This is a genomic window from Lysobacter ciconiae, from assembly GCF_015209725.1.
Taxonomy (GTDB): Bacteria; Pseudomonadota; Gammaproteobacteria; order Xanthomonadales; family Xanthomonadaceae; genus Novilysobacter; species Novilysobacter ciconiae.
On the sequence record NZ_CP063656.1, the window covers coordinates 1,011,240 to 1,034,688 of the forward strand.

At 64.3% G+C, this 23,449-nt stretch carries 26 protein-coding genes and 2 tRNA genes; 10 read left to right on the forward strand and 18 right to left on the reverse strand.

Annotated features, from left to right (window positions below):
* Window positions 1-210: 210 nt before the first annotated feature.
* The 7 genes from INQ41_RS04635 (at window position 211) to INQ41_RS04665 (ending at window position 6,823) form a co-directional block, all read left to right on the forward strand.
* Entirely contained in the window at window positions 211-705 is a 495-nt protein-coding gene (locus tag INQ41_RS04635; RefSeq protein ID WP_248285356.1) for a GspH/FimT family pseudopilin, read from the forward strand.
* Window positions 702-1,187, forward strand: coding sequence for a type IV pilus modification protein PilV (gene pilV, locus INQ41_RS04640; RefSeq protein WP_193986636.1), 486 nt, complete (start codon window positions 702-704; stop codon window positions 1,185-1,187). Before INQ41_RS04635 ends, pilV begins: the two co-directional genes overlap by 4 nt.
* Entirely contained in the window at window positions 1,184-2,167 is a 984-nt protein-coding gene (locus INQ41_RS04645; protein ID WP_193986638.1) for a prepilin-type N-terminal cleavage/methylation domain-containing protein, read from the forward strand. The genes pilV and INQ41_RS04645 overlap by 4 nt, the downstream gene beginning before the upstream one ends.
* Window positions 2,164-2,688 (forward strand): pilus assembly PilX family protein, encoded by a 525-nt coding sequence (locus INQ41_RS04650; protein WP_407074249.1) that lies wholly within the window; start codon window positions 2,164-2,166, stop codon window positions 2,686-2,688. The genes INQ41_RS04645 and INQ41_RS04650 overlap by 4 nt, the downstream gene beginning before the upstream one ends.
* A gap of 12 nt (window positions 2,689-2,700) precedes the next feature.
* Window positions 2,701-3,621 (forward strand): hypothetical protein, encoded by a 921-nt coding sequence (locus INQ41_RS04655; protein WP_193986640.1) that lies wholly within the window; start codon window positions 2,701-2,703, stop codon window positions 3,619-3,621.
* Between the two features lie 134 nt (window positions 3,622-3,755).
* Entirely contained in the window at window positions 3,756-6,389 is a 2,634-nt protein-coding gene (locus INQ41_RS04660; protein WP_193986641.1) for a pilus assembly protein, read from the forward strand.
* Window positions 6,386-6,823, forward strand: a complete 438-nt coding sequence (locus INQ41_RS04665) for a type IV pilin protein (protein ID WP_343224933.1) — start codon at window positions 6,386-6,388, stop codon at window positions 6,821-6,823. The genes INQ41_RS04660 and INQ41_RS04665 overlap by 4 nt, the downstream gene beginning before the upstream one ends.
* 58 nt (window positions 6,824-6,881) lie before the next feature.
* Here INQ41_RS04665 and INQ41_RS04670 read toward each other — a convergent pair.
* Both INQ41_RS04670 and INQ41_RS04675 read right to left on the reverse strand, forming a co-directional pair.
* Window positions 6,882-6,958: transfer RNA gene (locus INQ41_RS04670), tRNA-Asn, on the reverse strand.
* A 51-nt stretch (window positions 6,959-7,009) separates the two neighbouring features.
* Complete coding sequence (locus INQ41_RS04675) at window positions 7,010-7,522, reverse strand: GspH/FimT family pseudopilin (protein WP_248285357.1); 513 nt, start codon at window positions 7,520-7,522, stop codon at window positions 7,010-7,012.
* A gap of 181 nt (window positions 7,523-7,703) precedes the next feature.
* Between INQ41_RS04675 and uvrB the strand changes: the two genes are divergently transcribed.
* Window positions 7,704-9,791 carry an excinuclease ABC subunit UvrB gene (uvrB, locus tag INQ41_RS04680; protein ID WP_193986645.1) on the forward strand — a complete coding sequence of 696 codons (2,088 nt, stop codon included), beginning with the start codon at window positions 7,704-7,706 and terminating at the stop codon, window positions 9,789-9,791.
* A 79-nt stretch (window positions 9,792-9,870) separates the two neighbouring features.
* Window positions 9,871-9,945, forward strand: a tRNA-Val gene (locus INQ41_RS04685).
* A 53-nt stretch (window positions 9,946-9,998) separates the two neighbouring features.
* On the opposite strand, the gene INQ41_RS04690 is transcribed toward INQ41_RS04685, so the two are convergent.
* The 16 genes from INQ41_RS04690 to INQ41_RS04765 form a co-directional block, all read right to left on the reverse strand.
* Window positions 9,999-10,772, reverse strand: coding sequence for a DUF6683 family protein (locus INQ41_RS04690; protein ID WP_193986647.1), 774 nt, complete (start codon window positions 10,770-10,772; stop codon window positions 9,999-10,001).
* Window positions 10,773-10,869: 97 nt separating this feature from the next.
* Complete coding sequence (locus INQ41_RS04695) at window positions 10,870-11,214, reverse strand: hypothetical protein (RefSeq protein ID WP_043958465.1); 345 nt, start codon at window positions 11,212-11,214, stop codon at window positions 10,870-10,872.
* Window positions 11,215-11,357: 143 nt separating this feature from the next.
* A complete protein-coding gene (locus INQ41_RS04700) occupies window positions 11,358-11,828 on the reverse strand; it encodes a hypothetical protein (RefSeq protein ID WP_193986649.1) in 471 nt (156 codons plus the stop codon).
* A 31-nt stretch (window positions 11,829-11,859) separates the two neighbouring features.
* Window positions 11,860-12,231: a hypothetical protein gene (locus INQ41_RS04705; RefSeq protein ID WP_193986651.1), complete on the reverse strand. Its 372-nt coding sequence runs from the start codon at window positions 12,229-12,231 to the stop codon at window positions 11,860-11,862.
* Window positions 12,221-12,445 (reverse strand): hypothetical protein, encoded by a 225-nt coding sequence (locus INQ41_RS04710; RefSeq protein ID WP_043958468.1) that lies wholly within the window; start codon window positions 12,443-12,445, stop codon window positions 12,221-12,223. The genes INQ41_RS04705 and INQ41_RS04710 overlap by 11 nt, the downstream gene beginning before the upstream one ends.
* 127 nt (window positions 12,446-12,572) lie before the next feature.
* Complete coding sequence (locus tag INQ41_RS04715) at window positions 12,573-13,232, reverse strand: hypothetical protein (protein ID WP_193986653.1); 660 nt, start codon at window positions 13,230-13,232, stop codon at window positions 12,573-12,575.
* A gap of 8 nt (window positions 13,233-13,240) precedes the next feature.
* Window positions 13,241-13,729 carry a hypothetical protein gene (locus tag INQ41_RS04720; RefSeq protein WP_193986654.1) on the reverse strand — a complete coding sequence of 163 codons (489 nt, stop codon included), beginning with the start codon at window positions 13,727-13,729 and terminating at the stop codon, window positions 13,241-13,243.
* The gene (locus INQ41_RS04725; RefSeq protein WP_228076778.1) at window positions 13,726-15,051 is read right to left on the reverse strand and encodes a FliI/YscN family ATPase; all 1,326 of its coding nucleotides are present in this window, start codon (window positions 15,049-15,051) and stop codon (window positions 13,726-13,728) included. The genes INQ41_RS04720 and INQ41_RS04725 overlap by 4 nt, the downstream gene beginning before the upstream one ends.
* Before the next feature lie 8 nt (window positions 15,052-15,059).
* Window positions 15,060-15,731, reverse strand: a complete 672-nt coding sequence (locus tag INQ41_RS04730) for a FliH/SctL family protein (RefSeq protein ID WP_193986656.1) — start codon at window positions 15,729-15,731, stop codon at window positions 15,060-15,062.
* Window positions 15,732-15,842: 111 nt separating this feature from the next.
* Window positions 15,843-16,457, reverse strand: a complete 615-nt coding sequence (locus INQ41_RS04735) for a hypothetical protein (protein ID WP_193986658.1) — start codon at window positions 16,455-16,457, stop codon at window positions 15,843-15,845.
* The gene (sctJ, locus tag INQ41_RS04740; RefSeq protein WP_193986660.1) at window positions 16,457-17,233 is read right to left on the reverse strand and encodes a type III secretion system inner membrane ring lipoprotein SctJ; all 777 of its coding nucleotides are present in this window, start codon (window positions 17,231-17,233) and stop codon (window positions 16,457-16,459) included. Before sctJ ends, INQ41_RS04735 begins: the two co-directional genes overlap by 1 nt.
* Before the next feature lie 12 nt (window positions 17,234-17,245).
* Window positions 17,246-17,680, reverse strand: a complete 435-nt coding sequence (locus INQ41_RS04745; RefSeq protein ID WP_193986662.1) for a hypothetical protein — start codon at window positions 17,678-17,680, stop codon at window positions 17,246-17,248.
* A 26-nt stretch (window positions 17,681-17,706) separates the two neighbouring features.
* Entirely contained in the window at window positions 17,707-18,030 is a 324-nt protein-coding gene (locus tag INQ41_RS04750) for a hypothetical protein (protein WP_193986664.1), read from the reverse strand.
* A gap of 28 nt (window positions 18,031-18,058) precedes the next feature.
* On the reverse strand, window positions 18,059-19,354 hold the full coding sequence (locus INQ41_RS04755; RefSeq protein ID WP_193986666.1) for an FHA domain-containing protein: 1,296 nt from the start codon (window positions 19,352-19,354) through the stop codon (window positions 18,059-18,061).
* 28 nt (window positions 19,355-19,382) lie between these two features.
* The gene (gene sctV, locus INQ41_RS04760) at window positions 19,383-21,410 is read right to left on the reverse strand and encodes a type III secretion system export apparatus subunit SctV (RefSeq protein ID WP_193986668.1); all 2,028 of its coding nucleotides are present in this window, start codon (window positions 21,408-21,410) and stop codon (window positions 19,383-19,385) included.
* 380 nt (window positions 21,411-21,790) lie between these two features.
* Entirely contained in the window at window positions 21,791-22,237 is a 447-nt protein-coding gene (locus INQ41_RS04765) for a flagellar biosynthetic protein FliO (RefSeq protein ID WP_193986671.1), read from the reverse strand.
* A gap of 114 nt (window positions 22,238-22,351) precedes the next feature.
* Here INQ41_RS04765 and INQ41_RS04770 point away from each other — a divergent pair, with 114 nt between their 5' ends.
* Window positions 22,352-23,428: a sensor histidine kinase gene (locus INQ41_RS04770; protein WP_193986673.1), complete on the forward strand. Its 1,077-nt coding sequence runs from the start codon at window positions 22,352-22,354 to the stop codon at window positions 23,426-23,428.
* The last annotated feature ends 21 nt before the right edge of the window (window positions 23,429-23,449 follow it).

Genomic DNA, 23,449 nt, shown 5'->3' on the forward strand with positions numbered 1-23,449 from the left:
GTATGGACAACTATCAGCGCCCGCGGACGAGCAGATCGCGGTGACTCCCGCTCAGGCTCGGTTCCGGGCCGTCCATCGGAAAACGGTGGTGTCCGCGCATGGGCCCAGATACCGTCGTCAATCAGGAATCTCCGGGGAGGGAGAATGCACAGCAGGTACGCCCCTTATCCGCAGCGCCATCGGTCGCGGAGATCCTCCGGATTCACACTGGTGGAGCTTGTCATTACGGTTGTTGTGCTTGCGATTATCGCCGCGATCGCCTTCCCGTCATTTACGACGGTCCAGAACAGCAGCCGGATTACCTCACAGGTCAATTCGCTCGTCGCTGGCGTGCAGCAGGCGCGCATGGAAGCAGTTCGCTTGGGCCGCCCCGTTTCGGTATGCCGTTCCACGGACGGTGCAACCTGCGCAGGAGCAGGACGCTGGGAACAGTGGCTGGTGTTGGCGCCGGCCTCCGGCGGACAACCCGCTGAGGTGCTGCAATCGGCAAGGGCGCATCCGAGCGTTCAGATCACCAGTGAAGTGCAACAGATCACCTTTGGGTCGAACGGGCTTGCACGCGGCGCGGACGGTGGCCTCCTCGCGACGACGCTGACTGTCTGCATGCCCACGACCAAGCCAGCGGAGAATCAGCGGAGGCTCGCGATCGCGTCCGGTAGCCGGGTCTCCACAACCTCTATTGATGGCGCGGGTGCATGCCCATGAGACTTGCTCGTTCTTCCTTTAATCCATCCGTACTCCGATTTCACGTCCGTGGATCCAGTCTTATCGAGGTGCTTATCGCGGTGCTGATCATGGGCGTGGGGATGCTCGGTATCGCGGCGATGCAGGCGACTGCCTTGCGGAACAGTCAAAGCTCACTTGAGCGAGGCCAGGCGGTTGCCCACTCCTATGCCATTCTCGATGCCATGCGCGCGGACCGGGTCGCCGCGATGGGCAATGCATACAATTCCGCAACGTTGCTCTGTGCGCCTCCGGCTTCCGACGGATCCCTTGCCAACGCAAGTCTTGCTGACTGGATCGGCGGACTTGAAGCCACCTTCGGGAACTCCGACAGCACCTGCGGACAGGTCGAGTGCGACGGGGCCGAGTGCACCGTGACCGTCCAGTGGGACGACAGTCGCGCGGCCGACGGCGCCGCGGCGGGTAACAGCGAGCACCAACTCATTACGCAGGCAGTCCTATGAAACGATCCCGGATCTCTGCTGGACCGTCGCGCCGCCATGCGCGCGGCGTGACGCTTGTCGAGCTGATGGTTGGGCTGCTGCTAGGGCTAATGGTCACCGGCGCCGCCATCGCGATGTTTGTTTCAAATCGCATGACCTATCAAGCCACGGAGACATTGGGCCGTGTCCAGGAAAACGCGCGCATCGCTTTCGAACTGATGGCACGGGATCTCCGCGAGGCTGCGGGCAACCCCTGTGTCAACAATCTCCCGTTGGTGAATGTGCTCAATTCACCTGGCAGCAACTGGTTTACGGACATCAACGGATGGAACACCGCACTACTTGGGGCTGAGGGAGATTTTCCAGCGGCCGGAGCTCAGCCGGCAAACCGGGTGGCGGGAACCGATGCAGTACAGATCATGTCGGCTGCGGACAAGGTATTTACCGTCAGCGCGCATGACATCACTTCGCATACTTTCACTTTGAACGCGAATCACGGCTTCAGCAGCGGCGACCTTATCCTCGTATGCAATGCGCGCCAGGCCTCGATCTTTCAGTCTTCCGCTGCCTCCGGCAATACCATCCGCCACGTTTCCGGCGGTACCGCGCCAGGCAACTGCACGGGCGAACTGGGCTTGCCGCAGAATTGCACCGCAGGCACTCCGTTTGCATACGCCGCGCCCAATACGGTGCTTGCCCGATTGCACGCAACCCGCTGGTACGTCGGTACGAATGGGCGCGGTGGAAGTTCCCTGTATCAGTCGAGGCTGCAGGGCGGCGCTGTCGTCAACGAAGAAATCGCAGAGAATGTCCTTGGCCTCCAGATGACCTACCTCCAGGCTGGGCAGAACAGCTATTTGCCGGCAAGCGGCATCACGGACTGGGGTCGGGTGCTCTCGGCGCGCATCCACCTGCAAATGCAGGGGGTTGAGCAGGTGGGTGGCAGCCCGGTCGTGCGCGACATGATCTACATCGCAGCATTACGGAATCGCAATACATGAACCGCATGCAAAGCATCCATACGGCAGCGCGTCAGGGTGGCGCCTCGTTGTTTGTTGTACTGATGCTTCTCCTGATAATGACCCTGCTTGGCCTCGCCGCCTTGCGCGGTACGCTTCTGGAGGAGCGTATGAGCGCGAATCTTTACGATCGCAGTGTCAGTTTCCAGGCAGCGGAGGCTGCATTGCGCTTCGCTGAAACGCTCGCCGCAGCGCAGCCCGCGGGGGATGCGGTTTGCAGTAATGGTATCTGCTCCACACCTGTCGCGTCTGACCCGGACCGTTGGTTGAGCCCAGGCTTCGCAGGCTGGCGTGATGTGACGGCGGATCTCGAGTTGGGCACCATTGCTCCGCAAACAGACGTAATCGTCGAAAACATGGGGCTGGCACCCACCTGGCCTGGTTGCGATCGAAAGATCCCGATCGATGCCCTGTGCATGGCTCCGCGCTATCGCATCACCGCCCGTAGCTCGGAAGCCGGCCGCGCCGCCGTGTTCCTGCAAACCAATTTCATCGTGCGCTAAATGGAGTCCGTCATGTCTGGAAAGCGCCAATTTACGAATAGCCACGCCACTGGCTTCTTGGAGAAGCTTGGAGCCTGTGCGATCGCTTTCGCCGTCACATTCATGGCGCTTCCTGCAAGCGCGGGGATCAGCTTGCCCAGCGATCCGCTGACGACCGGAACCCGTGTTCCCGCGAACGTTCTGTTTATTCTGGATGATTCGGGATCGATGGCGTTCGAGACCATGGCTAATCCGGTAGTTAGCACGATATGTCTCAGAGCCGCCAAAGGCGCTTGCGTTAAAAATACGACGATTACCAACGAATCTTACGTGGGCAACACCGTATACTACGATCCGGCGATTACGTACCAGCCATGGTTGAACGCTGCTGGGGAAATGTTATCTGGCGGAACGAGCTACAACAGCGCCTACGCGGATTTCGACAACGCCACAAACCCGATCGATCTTGCTGACACTGGCTCTTGTCAGACAGTAAAGCGGAATGGAGCAAATCGCACCGAGTGCGGTGGGGTGCAGACTTTCTATGTTCCCCAGGACCCGCTCCAAACTTCCGCAAGCTATCTGGGAGACGCGGCCAATTACTATCGCTACCAGATTCAGCGAAATGGAGACGTCATTCGCAGTGAGCCCGGTTCCGGCACCGTGGGAGTGGTTACTGCCCTGGATCAGCCTGTCGATCTTAAGAAGAAAGACGAGTGGAGCGAAAGCTACAGTTTCGATGTCCCTGAGGGTGCAGAGGATCTATCGGTTTCGATATCTCCAAAGGACGATGATGTTGAAATCTACGTTCGGCATGGGGGGCGCCGGATAAGACCCACCATGATTGTAAGGACGACGGTGATGATGTCTGTTTTCAACCTAAGCCGAACGCAGGAACATGGTACGTGCGGCTCAAGACAGACGATGACGACAAGTACAAGGGAAGGATTCTAGTAACCTATAAGTACGGCAACAACTGCGACGGGTCGACGGGCTGGAGAAATTGTGTACCGGCCACGCCTACGGGTAGGAGTCCTGCGAGTGAGCGTGTCAACTTCGCAACGTGGTATTCCTACCACCGTACGCGTATGAAGGCGGCCAAGGCCGGCGCCAGTGCAGCGTTCAGCGGTCTAGGAACTAACGTTCGCGTCGGGTTCCGAACGATCTGGAAGCGCCAGCCTGGTGGCACCCGTCCAGCCAACGAGCCGAAGCACGCCGTCCCGATCCCTGTAGCTCACAACAATGGCTTGTTTGTCGATCCAAACGGGCCGGCGGGCAATAATAACAACCGAACGCAATGGTTCAACCGACTGCACAATGCTGTGGGGCAGAGTGGAACGCCGCTGCATGGGGCATTGCGGGACGCTGGAGAGTATTTTTCGTCCAACGCGGCAAATGGCCCATATGGTCCCGAGTCGGGATCTGATCAGCTTGCGTGCCGTCAAAACTTCTCGATCCTTACTACTGACGGCTATTGGAACGACTTTAGCAACTACGGTAGTGGAGTGAAGGTCGGCAATGCGGACGGCACTGCTGGCCAGAAGATCAGCGGGCCAAAGAACGATGACTATACGTACGCTCCTGCGGCTCCGTTCAAGGATGAACTTTCAGATACTCTCGCGGATATCGCGATGTACTACTGGAAAACCGATCTGTCCAGTCTGACAAACATCGTGCCGACGAGCGTAGGTAACCCGGCGTTCTGGCAGCACATGGTCACCTTTGGTATATCCATCGGTCTGCGTGGCACCCTCGATCCCGACAACGATCTCCCGGCATTGAAGGATGGCACGCTCCAGTGGCCTAATCCCTTGCCAACGGAGAACGCGACGCGAATCGATGATCTTTGGCACGCGTCTGTGAACGGCCATGGTACGTTCCTGTCTGCAAGCAATCCAAACGAGTTTGCCGCCGGGCTCAAGGCCGCGCTTGCAACGATCACCGAACGGGTGGGTTCCTTCTCCAACGTCACCGCAAACTCCACTACGCTTGATGCGGATACTGCGGTATTCCAGGCCAGCTACGTCTCTGGGGTGTGGACGGGCGAACTGCTTTCCTATCCAATCAACCAAACAGGCGTTTCTGTTACCCCCTCGTGGCGTGCTTCTGCCGGGATTCCCTCGTCCGGGCGAAAGATATTCACATTCGACGGTTCCAGCGGTGTCAATTTCCCCACGACGAACCAGACGCAATTGCTAGTGCGCACCGGAGCAAGTAACTATCCGGTAACCGGCAGCGACAATGCCGACTATATCGCGGGCGTGCGCACTCTGGAGATCGAAAAGGGTGGTTCGCTGAGAAGCCGCAATCACGTGCTCGGTGACATTGTCAGTTCTTCTCCGGCGTACTCCAAGGAGACCAGCACGGTGTTTGTTGGAGCCAACGACGGAATGCTCCACGCCTTCTCCGCCGCTACCGGTGCCGAGCTTTTCGCATACATCCCGGCTTCAATCAACTGGTCCGATCTGAGCACGCTGAGTCGGCCTGATTACGCTCATCGTTACTTCGTCGACGGGCCCGTGGTGGTGTCGGATCGAACCCAGACTCCCGGCAAAAACCTGCTCGTTGGAAGTCTGGGTAAAGGCGGTAAGGGCCTGTTTGCCCTGGATGTGACCAATTCGCAGTCTTTCACAGCAAGCAACGTCTTGTGGGAGAAAGCGGAAACTCCATTGGGAAATATGGGGTTGGTGCAAGGCAAGCCCATCATCGCCAAGCTCAACAATGGCGTCACCGGCCTGATCGTCAGCAATGGCGTGAACAGCTCACACGATCGGGCGGTACTGCTTGTCTACAACCTCACGACAGGCGAATTGCTCAAGGAAATTGACACCGCGGCTGGCTCGGCTTCTGCACCCAACGGCTTGTCGCCACCTGTAGGTTGGGATACTGACGGAAACGGGACGCTCGATGCCGTGTATGCGGGGGACCACCTGGGCAACGTCTGGAAGTTTGATCTGGGTGGGACAACCACATCGAGTTGGAAGGTGGCCAATTCAGGGGCTGCGCTGTTCAAAGCATCCAACGGCACCGGTGCGTCGCAAACCGCACAGCCGATTACCGGAGCGTTGACCGTGGCGATGCACCCTACGACCTATCAGACGTGGCTGTTCTTCGGAACAGGACGATTGATGACGGTAGGCGACGTGGAAAATCGGGATGTCCAGAGCATGTATGGACTTGTCGATACAGGCGCAACCGTTCTGAAGACAGCGCTGACCAAGCGAGATATCAAGCAGGTGGGGACTAGGGATGGCCGTCCGGTGCGGGGATTCGAAGCACAGACTCCGTTGCCTTTGGATAGCAAGGGCTGGTTCGTCGATCTGGTGACGCCTCCAAACACAGCGGAGGGGGAACGGATCGTGACGGATGCCCAGGTGGTTGGCAACGTGCTCGTGACCTCAAGCGTCATTCCGACTGCAAACGCGTGTGAGTCGGATGGCCGGGGTTACATCAACGCGCTTGACGCATTCACAGGTACCAGTACGGGGCCGTCGTTCTTCGATCTCAACAACGATGGGAGCTTTGATGATGAAACGATTGGTACCGGTGATAACCAAGTGCCGATCGGCTCTGTGGATCTGGGAGTAGGGATGCCAACGCTTGGATCGCTGCTTCGGGGCCGTATGGTCGTGGGAGGTTCAACTGGCGGTACGGCGAGCGTGCCCACGCGTGAAACGCGTAATGTGGGGCGCGTCTCATGGCGCGAAGTGGTCGGAGAATGATGATGCAGCGCAGCCCAGACAATCCCCGCCGATCGACGGCGGGGGCGGGAGGATTCACGCTCATCGAGGTCATGATCGTCGTCGTGATCGTGGCGATCCTGGCGACGATCGCCTACCCCAGCTACCAGGATCAGGTGATGCGCTCACGTCGTTCGGCGGGTGCCGTCTGCCTGCAGGAGAGAGCACAGTTCATGGAGCGGCACTACACGACGAACCTCAGCTACGCCGCCGCTCCGGCACCGGCGCAATGCGACGGCTCGGTAGCGCGCTTCTATCAGGTCCAGGCGAGCGGCGTCACGGCTCGCGCGTACACGCTGGAAGCAGTGCCGCAGGGCGCGCAGGCGACACGCGACACTAAATGCGGGACTCTCTCCATCAACCAGCGGGGTGAGCGCTCAGCTAGCGGAACCGCCGGTGCGGGCGAGTGCTGGTAGAGCCACTTGGCGGGAGAAAAAGAAAGGCCGTGCATTGCACGGCCTTTTTTTTTGATCTTGGCGCCCGAAGCTGGACTCGAACCAGCGACCCCCTGATTAACAGTCAAGTGCTCTAACCAGCTGAGCTATTCGGGCGGGGACGGGCATTGTAAGCGCTGGGGGCGTGGGGTCAAGTGCTTACACCCCCTACAGGGCGAACGGGCAGGCCTCGTTCTGCTTTCGCTCGGTGCGCGCACGTCCGGCGTTGTTTACGACCACGCTGCCCAGATAGGCGCTGTCTCTGTCGGAGCACAGGCGTAGGCTGATGTTGCTGCCCGCTGACATACCGCTCGGCTGGAAGCGCAGCAGTGTCCTGCCTGCCGTGCTGCGCAACACGACTCCACCTTTCAAGCTTCCGAAGCGCTGCATGACGGCGCCGTCCGCGGCTGGCTGGCTTGCGCGGTCAGCGTCCTCGAACACGATCCACCCCTTCTCCCAAGCGCTGTGGCGATCACAGCGGAGCCCATCGGCGCTGGGACAAAGGCTGACCGGCACGCCACGCGTCACCGCCGTCGCGCGTGCGGTTGCCAGCGCACTGGTGATCATATGAAACGTCGTGTCTGCACGCATCCGCCGCTGCAGGCTCTGAAACGAAGGTACCCCAATCCCCAGCAACACCCCCATCACCGCGATTGCCACCAGCAACTCCAGCAACGTCAAACCCCGGGCATCCTGCCTCATCGTCATCCGTCCTTTTGATCCGATTTCAGCAAAGGATCGCGCTGCGCTCGCTGAACAGTCATCCGGTCACCCGCCGTCCGGCGGTAGGGATTTGCCGTGTCCGCCCCCATCACCGGAGGGTCCTACACTGACCCGTTGAGCATTCCGACGCTTGGATACGATGAACGACGCAGCGCACACCCCATCCGCCCCAACGGATGCCCCTCCCGAGCGCTTCCCTGGCGCGCGGCAGCGCGAGGGGACCTTTGAGCTGGTATCGCCCTATTCGCCGGCTGGCGACCAGCCACAGGCGATTGAGAAGCTTGTGGAAGGGTTCGAGGCCGGGCTGGCGCACCAGACGCTGCTGGGCGTCACCGGCTCGGGCAAGACCTACACCATCGCCAACGTCATCCAGCAGGTGCAGAAGCCGACGCTGGTGATGGCGCCCAACAAGACGCTCGCCGCGCAGCTGTACGGGGAGTTCAAGTCGTTCTTCCCCAATAACGCGGTCGAGTACTTCGTCAGCTACTACGACTACTACCAGCCCGAGGCCTATGTGGCGTCGTCGGACACCTTTATCGAGAAGGACAGTTCGGTCAACGAGCACATCGAGCAGATGCGGCTCTCGGCGACCAAGGCGCTGCTGGAGCGGCGCGACGCGATCATCGTGTGCACCGTCTCGGCGATCTACGGCCTGGGCGATCCGAACGAGTACTTCCGCATGGTGCTGCACATGGTGCGCGGCGAGCGCATCGACCAGCGCGAGCTGATCCGCCGGCTCACCGAGATGCAGTACTCGCGCAACGACACCGAGCTGCGCCGCGGCACGTATCGCGTGCGTGGCGAGGTGATCGACGTGCATCCGGCCGAGTCGGAGATGGAAGCGGTGCGGATCGAGCTGTTCGATGGTGAGATCGAGAACGTCTCGACCTTTGATCCGCTCACCGGCGAGAGCCTGCGCAAACTGCAGCGTTACACGATCTACCCCAAGTCCCACTACGTCACCACGCGGCGCACGGTGCTGGACGCCGTGGATGCCATCAAGGACGAACTGCGCGTACGCCTGGAGCAGTTGTACGCCCAGAACAAGCTGCTGGAGGCGCAGCGGCTCGCGCAGCGCACCCAGTTCGATCTGGAGATGCTTGCCGAGGTCGGCTACTGCAACGGCGTGGAGAACTACAGCCGGCACCTGACCGGCCACATGCCCGGCGAGCCGCCGCCGTGCCTGTTCGACTACCTGCCGCCCGACGCGCTGCTGGTGGTGGACGAGTCGCACGTGACCATTCCGCAGATCGGCGCGATGTACAAGGGCGACCGGTCGCGCAAGGAGACCCTGGTGGAGTTCGGTTTCCGCCTGCCGTCCGCGCTGGATAACCGCCCGCTGCGTTTCGAGGAGTGGGAAGGGCGGTCGCCGCGATCGATCTACGTGTCCGCCACGCCGCGTGCCTACGAGCTGGAGAAATCCGAAGGCCAGGTCGTCGAACTGGTCGTGCGTCCGACCGGACTCATCGACCCTGAAGTGGAGGTGCGCCCCGTCGCCACCCAGGTCGATGACGTGCTCGGCGAGATCAACCTGCGCGTCGCGATGGGTGATCGCGTGCTGATCACGACGCTGACCAAGCGCATGGCCGAGAACCTCACCGAGTACCTCGCCGAGCACGATGTGCGCGTGCGGTACCTGCACTCGGACATCGACACGGTCGAGCGGGTGGAGATCATCCGCGACCTGCGCCTGGGCAAATTCGATGTGGTGGTGGGCATCAACCTGCTGCGCGAGGGCCTGGACATGCCCGAGGTGTCGCTGGTGGCGATCCTGGATGCCGACAAGGAGGGCTTCCTGCGCTCGACGGGCTCATTGATCCAGACCATCGGCCGGGCGGCCCGCAACGTGCGCGGCAAGGCGATCCTCTACGCCGACAAGGTAACCGACTCGATGAAGCGGGCGATCGAGGAGACCGACCGGCGCCGCGGCAAGCAGGTCGAGTACAACACCGAGCACGGCATCACGCCGACGTCGGTGAACCGTGCAGTGATGGACGTCATGGAAGGCGCGCGTGTGGATCCGGCCGCGCTGAAGGAGCGTAACCGCGCGCGTCAGGTCGCCGAGGAGCTGGCGGAGTACGCGGCGCTCAATCCTGCGCAACTGTCGGCGCGGATCAAAAAGCTCGAACAGAAGATGTACCAGCACGCGCGGGATCTGGAATTCGAGGAGGCCGGCGCCGTGCGCGACCAGCTGCACCTGCTGAAACAGCAGGGCTTCGGCGTCTGACGACGCAAAGCTGTTGCCGAAGCGCCGCTGGCGGGCTAAACTGCGCGCCCTCTCGCCGGGTTCATGAGTTTGGCGAATGGGGCGGTTAGCTCAGTGGTAGAGCACTACCTTGACATGGTAGGGGTCGGGGGTTCGAAACCCTCACCGCCCACCACATCCAATAAAAACGGCAGGCCTTCGCAGGTCTGCCGTTTTTTTTTGCGTGGATCAGCGGCGCGCCGGGACCGCGCTGGTGAAGCCGCCCGAGTTCACGCTCACGCTTTTCAGGTCCGGACCGTCGGGGAGCATGTTGCGCTGCACGCCGTCGCGGTACTGCGCCAGCAGCTTCTTGTCGCCGCGGGCCTGGAGGGTCCGGTAACCGCCCAGCGCCGCCGCGGTATGGAGCATGAACGTCTCCGCGATTTCCTGCCGATCCGCATCGTCCATCGCGGCCAGTTCCGGGTCATCGCGCATGGCCTGGCGCAACTGGTTGCGGATGGAGGTGACCTGGGCCCGGGTCAGCGCGGTTCCCCTGACGACCTCCCACAGGGCGGCGTAGTGTGCCGCGGTGACATCGATGAGGTCGTTGGCGGCCAGGCCGTTGGCATCGAGCAGCTTCTTGAAGTCCGCGCGGTAATGGCCGGCCTCAAGATCGCGCATGACCATCGCCGCCGCTTCCTCCTCGTTGGGCTGATCGCTGGCCAGGTAGCGCGCGAAACGCTGGTCGACCAGCTTGCTCACCTTCGGGTCGGACTTGAACCGCGGATTGAAGGGCGGCTGCTTCGCTTTGGCTGGGGACACGGTGGGTGTCGGTGATTCAATCGCCTTGTTGCTGCTCTTGCTCAGCGCGCGGGTGCCACCGATCGCCGACTGGCTGAGTGCCATCTGGCCGTAGTTTACGCCCATGTCGAGGGTAGGGCTGGGTGACCACTGGGCATGCGCCGGTGCCAGAAGGGACGCGCCGGCCAATCCGATCAACAGGCATTTCAGTTGGGTTCGCATAGGAGATCCTCCACAAAGCACATGGCGACCCCGGAAGCCCGGGATCGCCATGTGGTGACACTTTGGTGACGCTTGTTGAAACAGGGCAGCCGGGAGATTACTGCTTGCGGGCTACCGTGGTCATGCCTTCACCGATCGACTTGATGGCGGTGCTGCTGGCGTTGGAGATCATGCTGAAGAGCTGGCTCTGCGCCTGGAACTCCATCATCGTCTTCTGGAACTGCTTCGCGGCCTTCTGGTCTTCGGGATTCGCTGCAGCCAGCTTGTCCATCTTGCCCGTCAGCTCGACCAGCTTGGCCGCCTTGTCGCCCATGATGCCGCCCAGCGCCTGGGCGATCGCGACCAGCCAGCTCTTGCCTTTGCCGCCCTTGGCGTCACCGGCCTGGAGGTTCTGGACGACCATCTTGGCGATGGCGAAATTGTTGGAAGCCTGTGCAGTCATGTCGATTCTCCGTTGTGTTGGATTTGGCCGAGTGCGGGTTGGAACGATTGGGCCGGGGGATGGATTGGGATCTGTTGCGTGTGATTGATACTGCGAGTGGACGGCATCGCTTACTAGCTAGGGCGTGCCCTAGTCGTTGGGGCTCAACGGCGGCGTCGGAGTGCCATGGCGACGTGGGCCGGCAGACCCATCGCTTGATCCGCGGAAGCCGTGGTTTGCGCTGAACCCATCTGCTCGGTCAACCACGCCTGTGCGGCCGCTTCGCCTTGCTCCCTGCAGCGCTGCGCGAACTCGGTCGCCGTACGCAAAGCGTCGTTCTGCAGGCTGCCCAGCGCATCGTCGAACTGTCGCACCAGCTCGTTGCGGTCGGACTCGTCGAGCATCTGGTTGCCGACCAGCAGGTCGAGGGTTTCCATCCACTGCGCTCGGTCAGGTCCGACGCTTTGCGACGTGCTGGCCGAGGCTGCCTCGCTTTCCAGCGCGTCACGGAAGTGGCGGAGGATGGTTTCGCGATCCGCCGCGTCGACGTCGGGGTTCTCGGCCAGTGACGCATCCAGTTGCGCGAGCATCTGTTCGTGGTCCGCGGTGCGGGATGGCGTGTCGTAACTGGTCATCGTCGGCTTCCTGTGGTGACGGTGGAAAAAGTCAGGGGGATTGACTGGCGTCGAGGCCGTCGACGACCCGTCGACTTTCCCGGCCGTGTTCCTCGCCCAGCGCGCGGGCTTTCTCGCCGAGCCAGCGGTCAGCGCTGTCCTTGCCATCGTCGGCCAGGCGCTGCTTGTACTCGGGCATGATCCGCTCCAGCGCCTGCTCCAGCGACTCGCGTTGCTCGCTTACATGGCGGATGAGGGTGGACTCGTCGTCGGCATTGATGCCGCCATCGCCCTTGAGCTCCTCGATGCGGCCGATCCATTCGCGGTTGTCACCGTCGCCCGGACTGGGCCGGTCACCGGCAACCGCGGGGGCTGACGCCACCGCGGTTGGGATGTCGAACGGCGGCAGTTGGTCAGCTGCCATAGCCGTCGGCAAAACCTGACGAGTAGGCGGCGCTGAAGTACTGGCTGACGTCAGTCGGGATGTTGGCACGGCTGAAGGCGGCCGAGATGGCCTGGTCGAACACGTCGCCGATGATGTCACCGACGATGTTTCCGATCATGCCGCCCAGCGGGCCGCCGATCGCGGTACCGACCATCTTGCTGACGGATTGGACAATGTCACCGATCAAGGACATGGGGTTTCTCCGGTTGCTGAAAAAAGTGGTGCGGGTTGATTCATGGTCAAGTATCCGCACCGACTGCCGGTTGGGTATTGGGGCTGACCCCACCTAGGTGTTGCCCGAGGGTGCGGCGCCGCGCTCCTTACTCGGTGAGACGGGGGTCGATGGTGAGGGCGCCCAGTCCGCGTTGGGCAAAGCGTTCGCTGAGCTGGCTGCCGGCCTGCTGGATGGCGTCGAAACTGTCTCGCGAGCGCACATCGGCGCGCAGGAGCCAGCCGTCCGAGGTCCGGCTCAAAAGCAGGTCGGTGCCGGCCAGCGTCGTGTCGGCCATGCGCAGCAGGACCTGGCCATCCTCGCTGCTTGCCGAGCCCTCGCTGACCGCAAGCTGGCGAACGTGGCGCTCGAGCAGTTCGGCGAATGCGGTGGAATTGACCGGAGGTGCCGGTAGCGCGCTGGTGGTCCCTGAGGCCTGGTGGGCGAGGTTCTGGGCCTGCCATATCGCGGCGACTTCGGCCGGCGGCAGCGGTTCGGCGGACACTTTGCCCGGATCGCGGACGGAGCTCGTGTCCTGCTGGCTGGGGAAACTGCGGTTGACGCGCTCGCCGGCCAGTTCCTCGCCCTTGCGCGCGGCAGCCTGCGAGTCGCCCTGACCCTTCAGCTGTCCCTCGCGCATGAGGTGCTGGAAGCGCTGCCGGTCCGCCGGGTCAACCGCGCGCTGCGTATCGCGCGCGGAGTCGCGATTGCGGGAATTGTCGATGCTGTCGGACGAGGGCGCGGACGCACTGTCGCGGATGATGCTCATGGCATACCTCAGTGGAAGGCGTTGGGAGGGGTGCGGCGGTGCAGCAGCTCCGCCGAGGCCAGTTCTTCCTGGCGAAGTTCATTGGCGTGCTGTTCTTCGCGCCACAGGTCCTTGCGCTTCTTGAGCGCATCCTCGCGCGCCTTGATGCGGAAAAACGCCTCGCGCACCTGCTGCAGCTCCGCTTCGGCTTCGGTCAGCAACTGCTGGGCGCGGAGCAACTGCTGGTGCGCCAGTTCCGTTTGCTGCTGCAGCAGCTCGATGTGGGCCTCGCGCTGCGCGAGCGCCATCGGCCAGGCGATGCCCGCCGGCGGCGGATCGAGCAGTTGGCGGCGCTGGCGCGCGCGCTCCTCGCCCAAGGCCTCGATGTGGCGCTCGATCTCCATACAGGCGGCGCGTTTCGCCGCGACTTCGCGCTGGTGCTGGAGCACCAGTTGCTGCGCGGCCTGGGTGCGGTGCTCGCGCAGGCGGATGAGCGTCGCCAGTGGATAGCGTTTCATGGGAACAGCCTGCGCAGCGCGTCGGCGGAACGTTCGAACGGCACCAGCTCGGTCGCCGGCTGTTGGAGCAGGCGGCGGATGGGTTCAATGCGGTCGATGGCGATGTCCGCCTCCGGATCGGTGCCGCGCTGGTACTCGCCCAGCTGCAGCAATAGCTCGATGTCCTGGTACTTGGCCAGGTACTTCCGCAGTTGCCCGGCGGCGTGCTGGTGCGTGCGATCGACCACACGCGGCATCGTTCGGCTGAGGCTGCCAAGCACGTCGATGGCGGGGTAGTGGTAGGCCGCCGCGAGCTTGCGCGAGAGCACCACGTGGCCGTCGAGGATCGAGCGCACCTCCTCGGCGATCGGGTCGCTGCCGTCCTCGTCCTCCATCAAGACGGTGTAGAACGCGGTGATACTGCCCTTGTCGTTGTTGCCGGCCCGCTCGAACAGCCCCGGCAGGGCGCTGAAGACGGAGGGCGGATAACCGCGACGGGCCGGGGGCTCGCCCACCGCAAGGCCGACATCGCGCAGGGCGCGGGCGAAACGGGTCACGGAATCGAGCAGCAACAACACACGCTGACCGCGATCGCGGAAGTGCTCGGCGATCGCGGTGGCGACCCAGGCCGCGCGACTGCGCTCCAAAGCGGGCCGGTCGGAGGTGGCGACGATGACCACCGAGCGCGCCAGGCCTTCGGCGCCCAGGTTGTCGAGGATGAATTCGTTGACCTCGCGGCCGCGTTCGCCGACCAGGGCGATGATGTTGACGTCGGCATCGCCGCCGCGCGCGAGCATCCCAAGCAGCGTGCTCTTGCCGCCGCCGGCGACAGCGAAGATGCCCAGTCGCTGGCCCTCGCCAACGCTCATGACGCTGTCGATCGCCCGCACGCCGGTCGAAAATGGCCGGTCGATCAACTTGCGTGACAGCGGGTTGGGCGAACTGGCATAGATGGGTGCGGGCACGCCGCCACTGATCGGTCCGAGGCCATCGATCGGGTTGCCGTGGGCATCCAGCACGCGGCCCAGCAGGCCATCGCCGGCGAGCACGGTGGCCTGGCGCCCGGTCGCATAGACCTCGGTGGTCGCCGACACCCCGTCCAGCGCGCCCAGCGGCGTCAGCAGCGTGTGCTGGCGGGACACCCCGACCACCTCGGCGGCGAGGTGGAAGTCGGCGGGACCTTCATGCGGCGGATTGCGCAGTTCGCACAACTCGCCGATCGCGGCCTTCAGGCCCGTCGCGCGGATGAGGGTGCCATAGGCTTCGGCGACCTTGCCGACCCGCTCGACGGTGCGTGCACGGTTCAGGGCGCCGGCGAGGAGCGCGTCCTGTTCGTTGCCCAGCAGCGCGCTCACGTGGAATCACCAGACGAGCGTTGGACGCGTCGATCCGCCCCAACAGCTTCCGAATCGTCGTCGGGATCCACCGCCGGCGTGTGCGCCGCCAGCGCGGAGCGGATCGCCTCAATTTGCTGGGCGATACCGGCGCGCACCTGTCCCGCCTCCGACACGACCACGCAGCTCAGCGGGTCCAAGCTCTCGTCATCCACCAGCTCGATCACACCGACGGCCGGGTGCGCCTGCCGGACGGCGCCAAGACCGGCCGTCACCGATTCGCGTACCGAGGGATGCACGCGGATCAGCAGGAACTGTTCGGCCTGCGCAGCTTCGACGGCCTCCATGACCAGTGATGGCGCAACTTGCGCGGGATCGAAGCCCGGCGCCAGGCGCGCAACGATCGCGCAGGCCAGGTCGATCACGCGCTGCTGGGCCTCGCCGAGCACGCGGGCGCGCCGCTCGTTGAGAGATGCGAGCTGCTCGGTCATCTGCGTCTGGGCGCGGGCGATGCCTTCGGCGTATCCCGCCGCCGCCGCTTCCTTGCGCGCCTGCTGGATCTGCTCGCTGGCCTGTGTGTGCAAGGCGTTGACCTGCTCGACCACGGCATCGACGTCGGCCAGTCGCTCCCAGGAATCCGGCGGCACGATGTTGCCGGCCAGCACGCGCTCGAAACGCCCCGGCTCCATGACGCCAACACCGCCATGCGGCCTCCGGGTGGCCGGGGATGCCGTGGAAAAGCTGCTGGACTGATCGTCTGAACGCATGGTGTCGATATCTGCTTCTTCGGCTCGGGTGGGTCAGTTGCCTGCGTGGACTGAATAGAGCTGTTGCACCGCCGAGGGAGGCAGGTGCGTCGGCGGCAACGCCTGCTCACGCGGATGCAGAAGCGCCAGCCATTCGGTGAACGCCGGATCACGCGGATGGGCCCAAGAGCGCAATTCGGCGCAGCCGTGGCGGTCGAACAGCGAGAGCAGCCCAGGCGTGGCATCGGTTTCCTCAAGCGCGGTGCGCATCGCCTGCTGCAGCCGGAGCTGCACGTCACGCGGCACCTCGCCATCCCAGACATTGCGATCCAGCGCCAGCAGGTAGCGCTTGTCGAGCGCCAGCTTGAGGCGGCGCACCGGCTCGCGGCCGACCTCGGAACGGATCGCCGGCGCGAACGCCAGAACGCCGATGTTGCGCACCAAGGAGCGCAGTTTTTCCGGTGACCAGCGTGCTACGACGCGATCCAGCGCTGGCTTCGGAGCGGGCGCCAGCAGCGTCGAGGCCGCGCCGCGTGCGAGCGTGCGCGCCAGCAGGCGGCGTCCCAGGGGACTGCAACGCGCCTCGGCAAGCAATGCGGAATCAAATTCGTCCAGCCAGCTGGCGTCGGTGCCTTCAATCACCGTGTGCAAGCCGGTCGCCGTATCCATCAGTCACTCCAGGCCGGTGGCTTTGCCTCGGCCGCTGGACTCAGACGCGCGCGCAGCTTTCCGCGAAATGCGATGCCCAGCCCGAGCAGGGCGGCCAGCACGACCGCTACCAGCGCCATTGGGCCCATCGATGACATGGCAATCGGCGCATTCGTCTGCTGGTCGGCCGCGCCCGGAGCGGCGATGGTGAAGAACTTGATGGTGACCTTGTTGACGTCGGCCAGGCCCTCGACGCTGTCCTTGATGAAGACCTTCAGGTCGGTTTCGCGGTCACGCAGCTTCGCGCCGGGGCGCTCGAAGATGATCACCGATGCCGAGGAGTCGTTGTCCCGGCCGCCCAGCGGGTCCGGCGGCGGCAGGGCGATATGCACGCGCGCTTCCACGACGCCGTCGATCCGCGACAGGGTCCGCGCGATCTCCTGTTGCAGCCCGTCCATGTAGCGCGCGCGCTCGTCCATCGCCGAGGACACGAAACCTTCCTTTTTGAAGATTTCGCCCATTGAGCGGTAGCTGGCGTGGGGCAGGCCCTGCGAGTTGAGCACCTGCATCGCGTACGGGAAGTCGCCCCGGTTGACCCGCACTTCCCAACCCTTCTTGCTGGAGGACGGCGCTTTTTCCGATGAAACCCCGGACCCGAGCAGTGCCGCCATGACCTGGTTGGCCTGTTGCTCATCCAGCTCGTTGTAGAGCGTGACCCGGTTGCAGGCGGCCAGCAGCAGGCAGGTCAGGACGAGGCAGGTGATGCGCCAAGGGAATGCCCGGTTGCGAAGATTCATGCGTGCTCCTGCTTACGACTGCTGACGGAACAATTGCTGGATGCCGTCAGAGGAACGGTTGGCAACGTTGGAGGTCAACTGCGCGGTGAACAGGAACTGGTGGCTGCGCATGGTGAGCTGGATCATCTCGCCCGGAGTGAGATCGGCCCCGTTGGCGGTCAGGATCTGCGACATCGACTCGATCTTGTCCGCGCCGCCGTTGAGGCCGTCGAGGGCGCCCAGCACGGCCCGCGTTCCCTGCGATGGCTCCGACACCGTTGGCGGCGCCACCGGGGCCGGTGCGTTCGCATTGGGCGCCGCGCCAGTGCGCTCCATCGTCGCGGCGAAATCACGCACGTCGAACGGCGTGGCCTGCGCTTGCGACGTTTGCGGCTGCTGGGCGGGCGACAGACCTCCAGCGCCGGTTTTGGCGGCGTCGAGCGCCGATACCTGGATTGCTTCGATCATGATCGTGTCCTCGCGAGGGGGTGGAATTACTGGCGCTTGCCGAGCGTTTCCAGTGCGTGGCCGACAGCGTTCTGCGAGGTCGCCGCGTTGTTGGACATGAACTGCATGCGCAGGCTCTCCGCGGTCAGCTGGACCATGTTGGACGGCTGGTCGCCACCCGACGCGATGGCATCTGACAGCTGCGTCACGCGCGCCGCCTGGCCGTCAAGCGTCTGGCCCCAGGCGCGGGACATCGCCTCGTACCAGCTGCCGCTGTCGCCGGAGGACACGCTGCTGCGGGTGCTGCCACTGCTCGCGGTGGCGATGAAGGTGGTGACGGGCGCGTTCGGATCGTTGGCGTTGATGCTCATGAGGTTTCTCCTTGATTCCCTTGTCGGGTTACATCCGGTTGGTGCGTGGATTGGCGGCAACGAATTGCCTGGCGACTGCGGCGGAAGGACGGCTTTCTTCGGAATTGCTGGCAACTTCTGCGGTGGGTTCCTCCACCTCGACGGGTGGATCGGGCTTGACCTGGTGGACCTTTCCATCGACCAGCGCCCACGCCGATTTGCCGATGGCGACCAGCGTGCCGCGGTCGTCGGGAAGCTCGGCTCCCACTGCGTAGCGGGTACCGTCGGCGGCGAGCACGTAGGAATCGTCGCCGCCCACGATCGAGACGATGCGGGTGCGTTCGACCGGAGCCTTGGCGCGCTGGGGTGCCTTGGCGTCCTCGTCGGCGTAGTTGCGCGGGATCACCCGGTTGATGCCGGTAACGTCGATCATGGCGCGTGAGGTCGCGGCTGCCCGGAGCTTGTCCTGGTCCTCGAAACGGCCACTGACTTCCACGTCGCCATTGCCCAGATAACGGGTGCGGGCGGTGATGCCCTGGCTGCGCAGGACCTCGGCGACGTCGGCGGCGACGTCCTCGCCGGTGCGCAGGTTCAACCGCAAGGGCAGCTCGCTGGCGTCGACTTCGCGCTGGATGCGGCTGCGCGTGGCGCTGTCGGGCACGGTCCCGGTCAATACCGTCATTCCGGCATCGTTGATTGAGGTGGTGTTGTCGCCGATGTTGTAGGTGCTGACCAGCGCAGCGACCTGCTCTTCCATGCTCGGCTCAGGCGCGGTGACCGGGCGTACGGAGGCATAGATGCCGGCTGAGACCAGCGACAGCACGGCCAGGCCGGCAAGCGTTTTGGCCAGGCCGGGACGAACGGCGCGGCGGGCGTTCAACGGCGCCTGCTCGATGGCATCAAGGCCGTCCGCGGGCATCCACTTCGGGTCGCTTGCATCGCCCACCGCGAAGCTCGCATCGCCCAGTCTCACCGGGGCGCCAAGCTGCAGTTCGATCGGATCACCGGGGTACAGCGGGTCGCCGGCAAAACCCGCGGGCGCGTCGATTGCCCGCAGCGCCAGGGAGTTGCCGTTGCGCAGCAGCATGGCGTGGTGGGGAGCCACACCGTCGTCGGACAGCACGATGTCGCAGTCCTCGCCGCTGCCGACCAGCAGCATTTCCTGGTCGCCCAGCACGCGGTTGGCGCCGATGTGGAGGCCGGCGAGGATGCGAAGCACCAGCCTGGCGGTTGTGGGCTGCGCCGTTGCGGATTTTTCGTCGGCGCCGGCGGCTGCCGCTGACTGCGGAGCCGACTCCGACGTCGCGGAGGCCTGCTCTGGATCGGGGACGATGTCGTCGATCATTGGAATTTCTCCTTGCATGCGTGATGCGTCATGCGTTGATCTGTCCTGCCTGCGAGATTCGCAGGTCGGCTGCCAATTCCTGGTACGAAAGCACGGGCAACTCGAAGAAATCGTTCTCCAGCAGCTTGCGCAAGTGCCTGCGCACGTCCAGTGAACACAAAAGGACGGGGCGCACCGAGCCGCCCTGGCGGGCCAGTTGGGTGCGCACTTCGCCGGACAGGCGGGCGGCCAGCTCCGGGGCGATGGCAAGCTGGCTGGCGCCACCGGCCACGCGGACCGACTGGCGCAGCCGATCCTCAAGCTCCGGGTGGATCAGCAGCACGTGCAGCGTGCGCTCGCCATCGGCATAGCGATCGGCGATCTCGCGCTTCAAGGCCACGCGCACGTATTCGGTCAGCAGCACGACGTCCTTCTCGCGACCACCGACGTCGGTGATCGCTTCAAACACGTCGCGCAGGTTGCGTACCGGGATGCCTTCCTCGGCGAGGCGGCGCAGCACGTCGGCCACGCGCTGCGGCGCCACCACGCGCAGCATTTCCTTGACCAGGTCGGGGTAGTCGCGCTGCATCTTCGCGAACAGGTTGGACGCCTCCTGGATGCCGATGAACCCTCCCATCCGGCGCTGCAGCGCGCGGCGGACGTGCTCGGTCAGCATCGCCAGGGGAGCGAGCGTGTCGTCCCCTGCTTCGTCCTGCCAGTGGCCGGACAGGGGCGGGTGGAAGCCCGCCAGCGCAGGGGTGTTGTCGCCGCTGCTGCGGGCGGGCCGGAAGTGGGCGCCCGTGCGCAAGGTGCCGTTCGCCATGCGCGCGCCGAACGCGGTGAGCTGATACTCGCCATCGGCCAGCGTGGCGTCGACGCGGGCCGTCGGCGCCGGCACCGGTACGCCGAACTCCTCGCGCAGGCGCTGGCAGACCTGGGTCAGGCCATCGAGCAGCGGCTGCTTGCCGAACTCCGCGGCCAGGCTGGGGGAGACCGCCAGTTGCAGCGGTGCGGGCGGCGCCAGGTCATCGATCTCGACCGGCTGCTGGTGGGTTGCCATGGCCTCGTCGGTGACGCGGAAGGCGCGGCGCAGCAGGTCGTTCTGGTGGCGGTAGCGCCACGCGGCGATGGTCAGCAGGGTCGCGCCCAACAGGCCGAAGACCACCGTTGGGAAGCCGGGCACCAGCATCATCAACAGCGAGAGCACGCCGGTGATGGTCAGCACCCGCGGCTGCGCGGAGATCTGCTTGGAGATGGCATCGCCCAGATGCCGATCGTCCTCGATGCCCGCGGTGCGCGTCACCACCAGTCCGGCCGAAATGGCCGCAAGGATGGCGGGGATCTGCGCCACCAGGCCATCACCGATGGTCAGGATGCTGTAGGTCTGGGTCGCATCGCCCAGCGACATGTCGCGTTGCAGCACGCCGATGGCCAGGCCGCCCAGCAGGTTGATGATGATGATCACGATGCCGGCGATCGCGTCACCCTTCACGAACTTCATCGCGCCATCGAGGCTGCCGTAAAGCTGGCTCTCGGTTTCCAGGTAGCGGCGCTTGGTGCGCGCCTCGTCCTTGTCCAGCAGCCCGGAGCGCAGGTCCGAATCGATCGACATCTGTTTGCCCGGCATCGCGTCCAGGGTGAAACGTGCCGCCACCTCGGCGACGCGCTCGGCACCCTTGGCGACGACGATGAACTGGACCACGGTGATGATCAGGAACACCACCAGGCCAACCACGAGGTTGCCGCCGGCGACCATGTTGCCGAATGTGTCGATGATGTGGCCCGCCTCGGCCTCCAGCAGGATCGACTTGGTGATCGCGATCGACAAAGCCAGGCGGAACAGGGTGGTGAGCAGGAGAACGCTGGGGAAACTGGAAAACGCCACCGGCGACGGTATGTAGATCGCCAGCAGCAGCAGTCCGAAGCCGATCGCGATGTTGAAGGCGACCAGCGTGTCGATCACCGCCATCGGCAGCGGCAGGATCATCAGGCTGATGATCAACACGGCGGCAAAGGCCAGCACGATATCGCTGTAGCCGCCGCGCTTGCGGGGCGCCGCGCCAGCGGGCGCCGCCATCAAGGATCCGATCAGCGTGCGCAAGGCAGGCTCCGTCGGCCGGTTGGTCGGCTCGGCGCGCGAGCTGTTGCAAAGGGGCAGATCAGTGTCGCTGCGTATCGCATCCGTTGCCTCTCTCGATTGACGTACGGTCCCGAGGCGCGAGGCGCAGCGGGCTTTTCGTACGTAGCTTCCAGCCCTGAGCGTCAGTATGTGACAATCAAGGTCAATCGAACGTAGCCGAATGTGATCCGCAATACCAGCAGGCGACGCGGATTTTTTTGCTATCTGAGACTTCGCGCCGGCAGTGTTCAGACAGTCGTGTCGGCCCTGTCCCAGCCTTCACCGGAAGCTAACGCGACACTGCAGACGGTAATGCGCAGCACGCTTTTGAAAGGGGATCAGGGTCCGGGCTTCACGGCGTCCACCGCGACGTCGGCCGCATCCAGCTCCGCAATGAGCGTCAGGGATTGGGCGCCGACGCCGATCGCGAACACCCGGTCGGCGCGGGTTCGAAGCACGACCACCCGCTCGCGGGGACCGACCGGCAACACCTGCACGATCGACAGCGCAGCGTCGCGGCCGGTCAACCTGTAGCGGCGGCGGGCGAAAAAAAGGACGGCGACAAGGCCAGCGATGACCAGAAGCAAGGGCACCACGACCGCAACCAGGTCCCAGACCAACGAACCGGACGCGACGACGGGTGCGCCCGCAGCGGCGGCCAGGTCCGCTTCGGCCACTGTGGGGTCCTGCATACCGGCCCGGGCGGTAAAACAGCTCAGCGCCAACCATGCCGCGATGACGGTGGACGCGATCGGGTTGCGTGTTGCATGGGTCGTATCAGCCATCGGAGCGGGACTCGGGCGGGAAGGGCGCGGCTACGGTAGCAGCAACACTCGCCTGATCCGGCCGCCCAATGCGGGGACGGGACCGAGGGCACACAGGCGGGGGACAGGGGCGCGATGAACAGTGAAGCGAAGACTAAGGGCGTACGGAAGACTGCGTCGCCCGATTCCTGCCCCGATCTGCTGGCGGTGCTGGACGGCTTGCCGTTCGCATGTGCCGCGTTTGATCCGGCCAGCCAGGGATTGGTCGGCGCCAACCAGCGCTACATGGACGAGTTTGGTCCGCTGCCGGGGCACGTCGCGCGCGACCAGCTGCTCGCCCACTTTCCCGGCGCCAGCGACGAGGTGCGGCTGGAGCACAACGGGCGCTGGTACGGGCTGCACTGGAGCAGTATCACCGCCGCGGCCGCGCCTCTGGCGCTGCTGACCGCGGTCGACATCAGCGAGCGCCTGGAAGTACTCGACTCGCACAAGAGCCAGCAGGAAAAGTTGCTGTTCACCTCGCGCATGATGTCGGTCGGTGAAATGGCCGCGACCCTGGCCCACGAGCTCAACCAGCCGTTGGCGGCGATCGTGAACTACCTCAACGGCAGCCTGCGCCTGGTCGCGCAGGCTGGCGGCCCGGTGCAGGTGGAGCGTGCGCTGCAGGCCGCGCGCACCCAGGCCGAACATGCCAGCGCGGTGATTGCCCGGGTGCGCGAGTTTGTCCGCGCCCGCGAACCGCGCCGCTCCCCGCAGGCGCTGGCATCGATGGTCGAGACGGTGCTTGAGCTGCTTCGGCTGGAAGCCGAGCGCCAGCAACTGCGCATCGACGTGATCCTGCCTCCGGTGCTGCCGTCCGCGTGGGCCGACCACGTGATGGTCGAGCAGGTGCTGCTGAACCTGGTCAAGAACGCGATCGAAGCCATGCGCGAGGTTCCCGCCGAGCGTCGTGCCCTGCGCGTGGAAGGCCGGGTCAATCTGGACGGCGATCTGGAGGTGCGCGTGATCGACCGTGGTGTCGGCCTGGCCGAGGACGAGCAGGACCAGTTGTTCTCGCCATTCTTCACCACCAAGGCCGATGGTCTGGGAATCGGCCTGGCGATCTGCCGGTCGATCATCGAGTACCACGAGGGACGCCTGTTCTTTGAACCCCATCCCGACGGCGGCAGCGTGTTCGGCTTTACCCTGCCTACGGCTCAGGGACGGCAATGACGGGCCGCGGGATTTTCCACG

Coding starts and splice junctions, on each gene's coding strand:
- INQ41_RS04665 (WP_343224933.1), top strand. CDS start 6,386: ATGATGATGCAGCGCAGCCCAGACAATCCCCGCCGATCGACGGCGGGG.
- INQ41_RS04750 (WP_193986664.1), bottom strand. CDS start 18,030: ATGAGCATCAACGCCAACGATCCGAACGCGCCCGTCACCACCTTCATC.
- INQ41_RS04745 (WP_193986662.1), bottom strand. CDS start 17,680: ATGATCGAAGCAATCCAGGTATCGGCGCTCGACGCCGCCAAAACCGGC.
- INQ41_RS04715 (WP_193986653.1), bottom strand. CDS start 13,232: ATGAGCATCATCCGCGACAGTGCGTCCGCGCCCTCGTCCGACAGCATC.
- INQ41_RS04710 (WP_043958468.1), bottom strand. CDS start 12,445: ATGTCCTTGATCGGTGACATTGTCCAATCCGTCAGCAAGATGGTCGGT.
- pilV (WP_193986636.1), top strand. CDS start 702: ATGAGACTTGCTCGTTCTTCCTTTAATCCATCCGTACTCCGATTTCAC.
- sctV (WP_193986668.1), bottom strand. CDS start 21,410: ATGGCGGCGCCCGCTGGCGCGGCGCCCCGCAAGCGCGGCGGCTACAGC.
- INQ41_RS04655 (WP_193986640.1), top strand. CDS start 2,701: ATGTCTGGAAAGCGCCAATTTACGAATAGCCACGCCACTGGCTTCTTG.
- INQ41_RS04660 (WP_193986641.1), top strand. CDS start 3,756: ATGAAGGCGGCCAAGGCCGGCGCCAGTGCAGCGTTCAGCGGTCTAGGA.
- INQ41_RS04700 (WP_193986649.1), bottom strand. CDS start 11,828: ATGACCAGTTACGACACGCCATCCCGCACCGCGGACCACGAACAGATG.
- uvrB (WP_193986645.1), top strand. CDS start 7,704: ATGAACGACGCAGCGCACACCCCATCCGCCCCAACGGATGCCCCTCCC.
- INQ41_RS04755 (WP_193986666.1), bottom strand. CDS start 19,354: ATGATCGACGACATCGTCCCCGATCCAGAGCAGGCCTCCGCGACGTCG.
- INQ41_RS04720 (WP_193986654.1), bottom strand. CDS start 13,729: ATGAAACGCTATCCACTGGCGACGCTCATCCGCCTGCGCGAGCACCGC.
- INQ41_RS04730 (WP_193986656.1), bottom strand. CDS start 15,731: ATGGAGCCGGGGCGTTTCGAGCGCGTGCTGGCCGGCAACATCGTGCCG.
- INQ41_RS04695 (WP_043958465.1), bottom strand. CDS start 11,214: ATGACTGCACAGGCTTCCAACAATTTCGCCATCGCCAAGATGGTCGTC.
- INQ41_RS04770 (WP_193986673.1), top strand. CDS start 22,352: ATGAACAGTGAAGCGAAGACTAAGGGCGTACGGAAGACTGCGTCGCCC.
- INQ41_RS04735 (WP_193986658.1), bottom strand. CDS start 16,457: ATGGATACGGCGACCGGCTTGCACACGGTGATTGAAGGCACCGACGCC.
- INQ41_RS04650 (WP_407074249.1), top strand. CDS start 2,164: ATGAACCGCATGCAAAGCATCCATACGGCAGCGCGTCAGGGTGGCGCC.
- sctJ (WP_193986660.1), bottom strand. CDS start 17,233: ATGAATCTTCGCAACCGGGCATTCCCTTGGCGCATCACCTGCCTCGTC.
- INQ41_RS04645 (WP_193986638.1), top strand. CDS start 1,184: ATGAAACGATCCCGGATCTCTGCTGGACCGTCGCGCCGCCATGCGCGC.
- INQ41_RS04705 (WP_193986651.1), bottom strand. CDS start 12,231: ATGGCAGCTGACCAACTGCCGCCGTTCGACATCCCAACCGCGGTGGCG.
- INQ41_RS04690 (WP_193986647.1), bottom strand. CDS start 10,772: ATGCGAACCCAACTGAAATGCCTGTTGATCGGATTGGCCGGCGCGTCC.
- INQ41_RS04765 (WP_193986671.1), bottom strand. CDS start 22,237: ATGGCTGATACGACCCATGCAACACGCAACCCGATCGCGTCCACCGTC.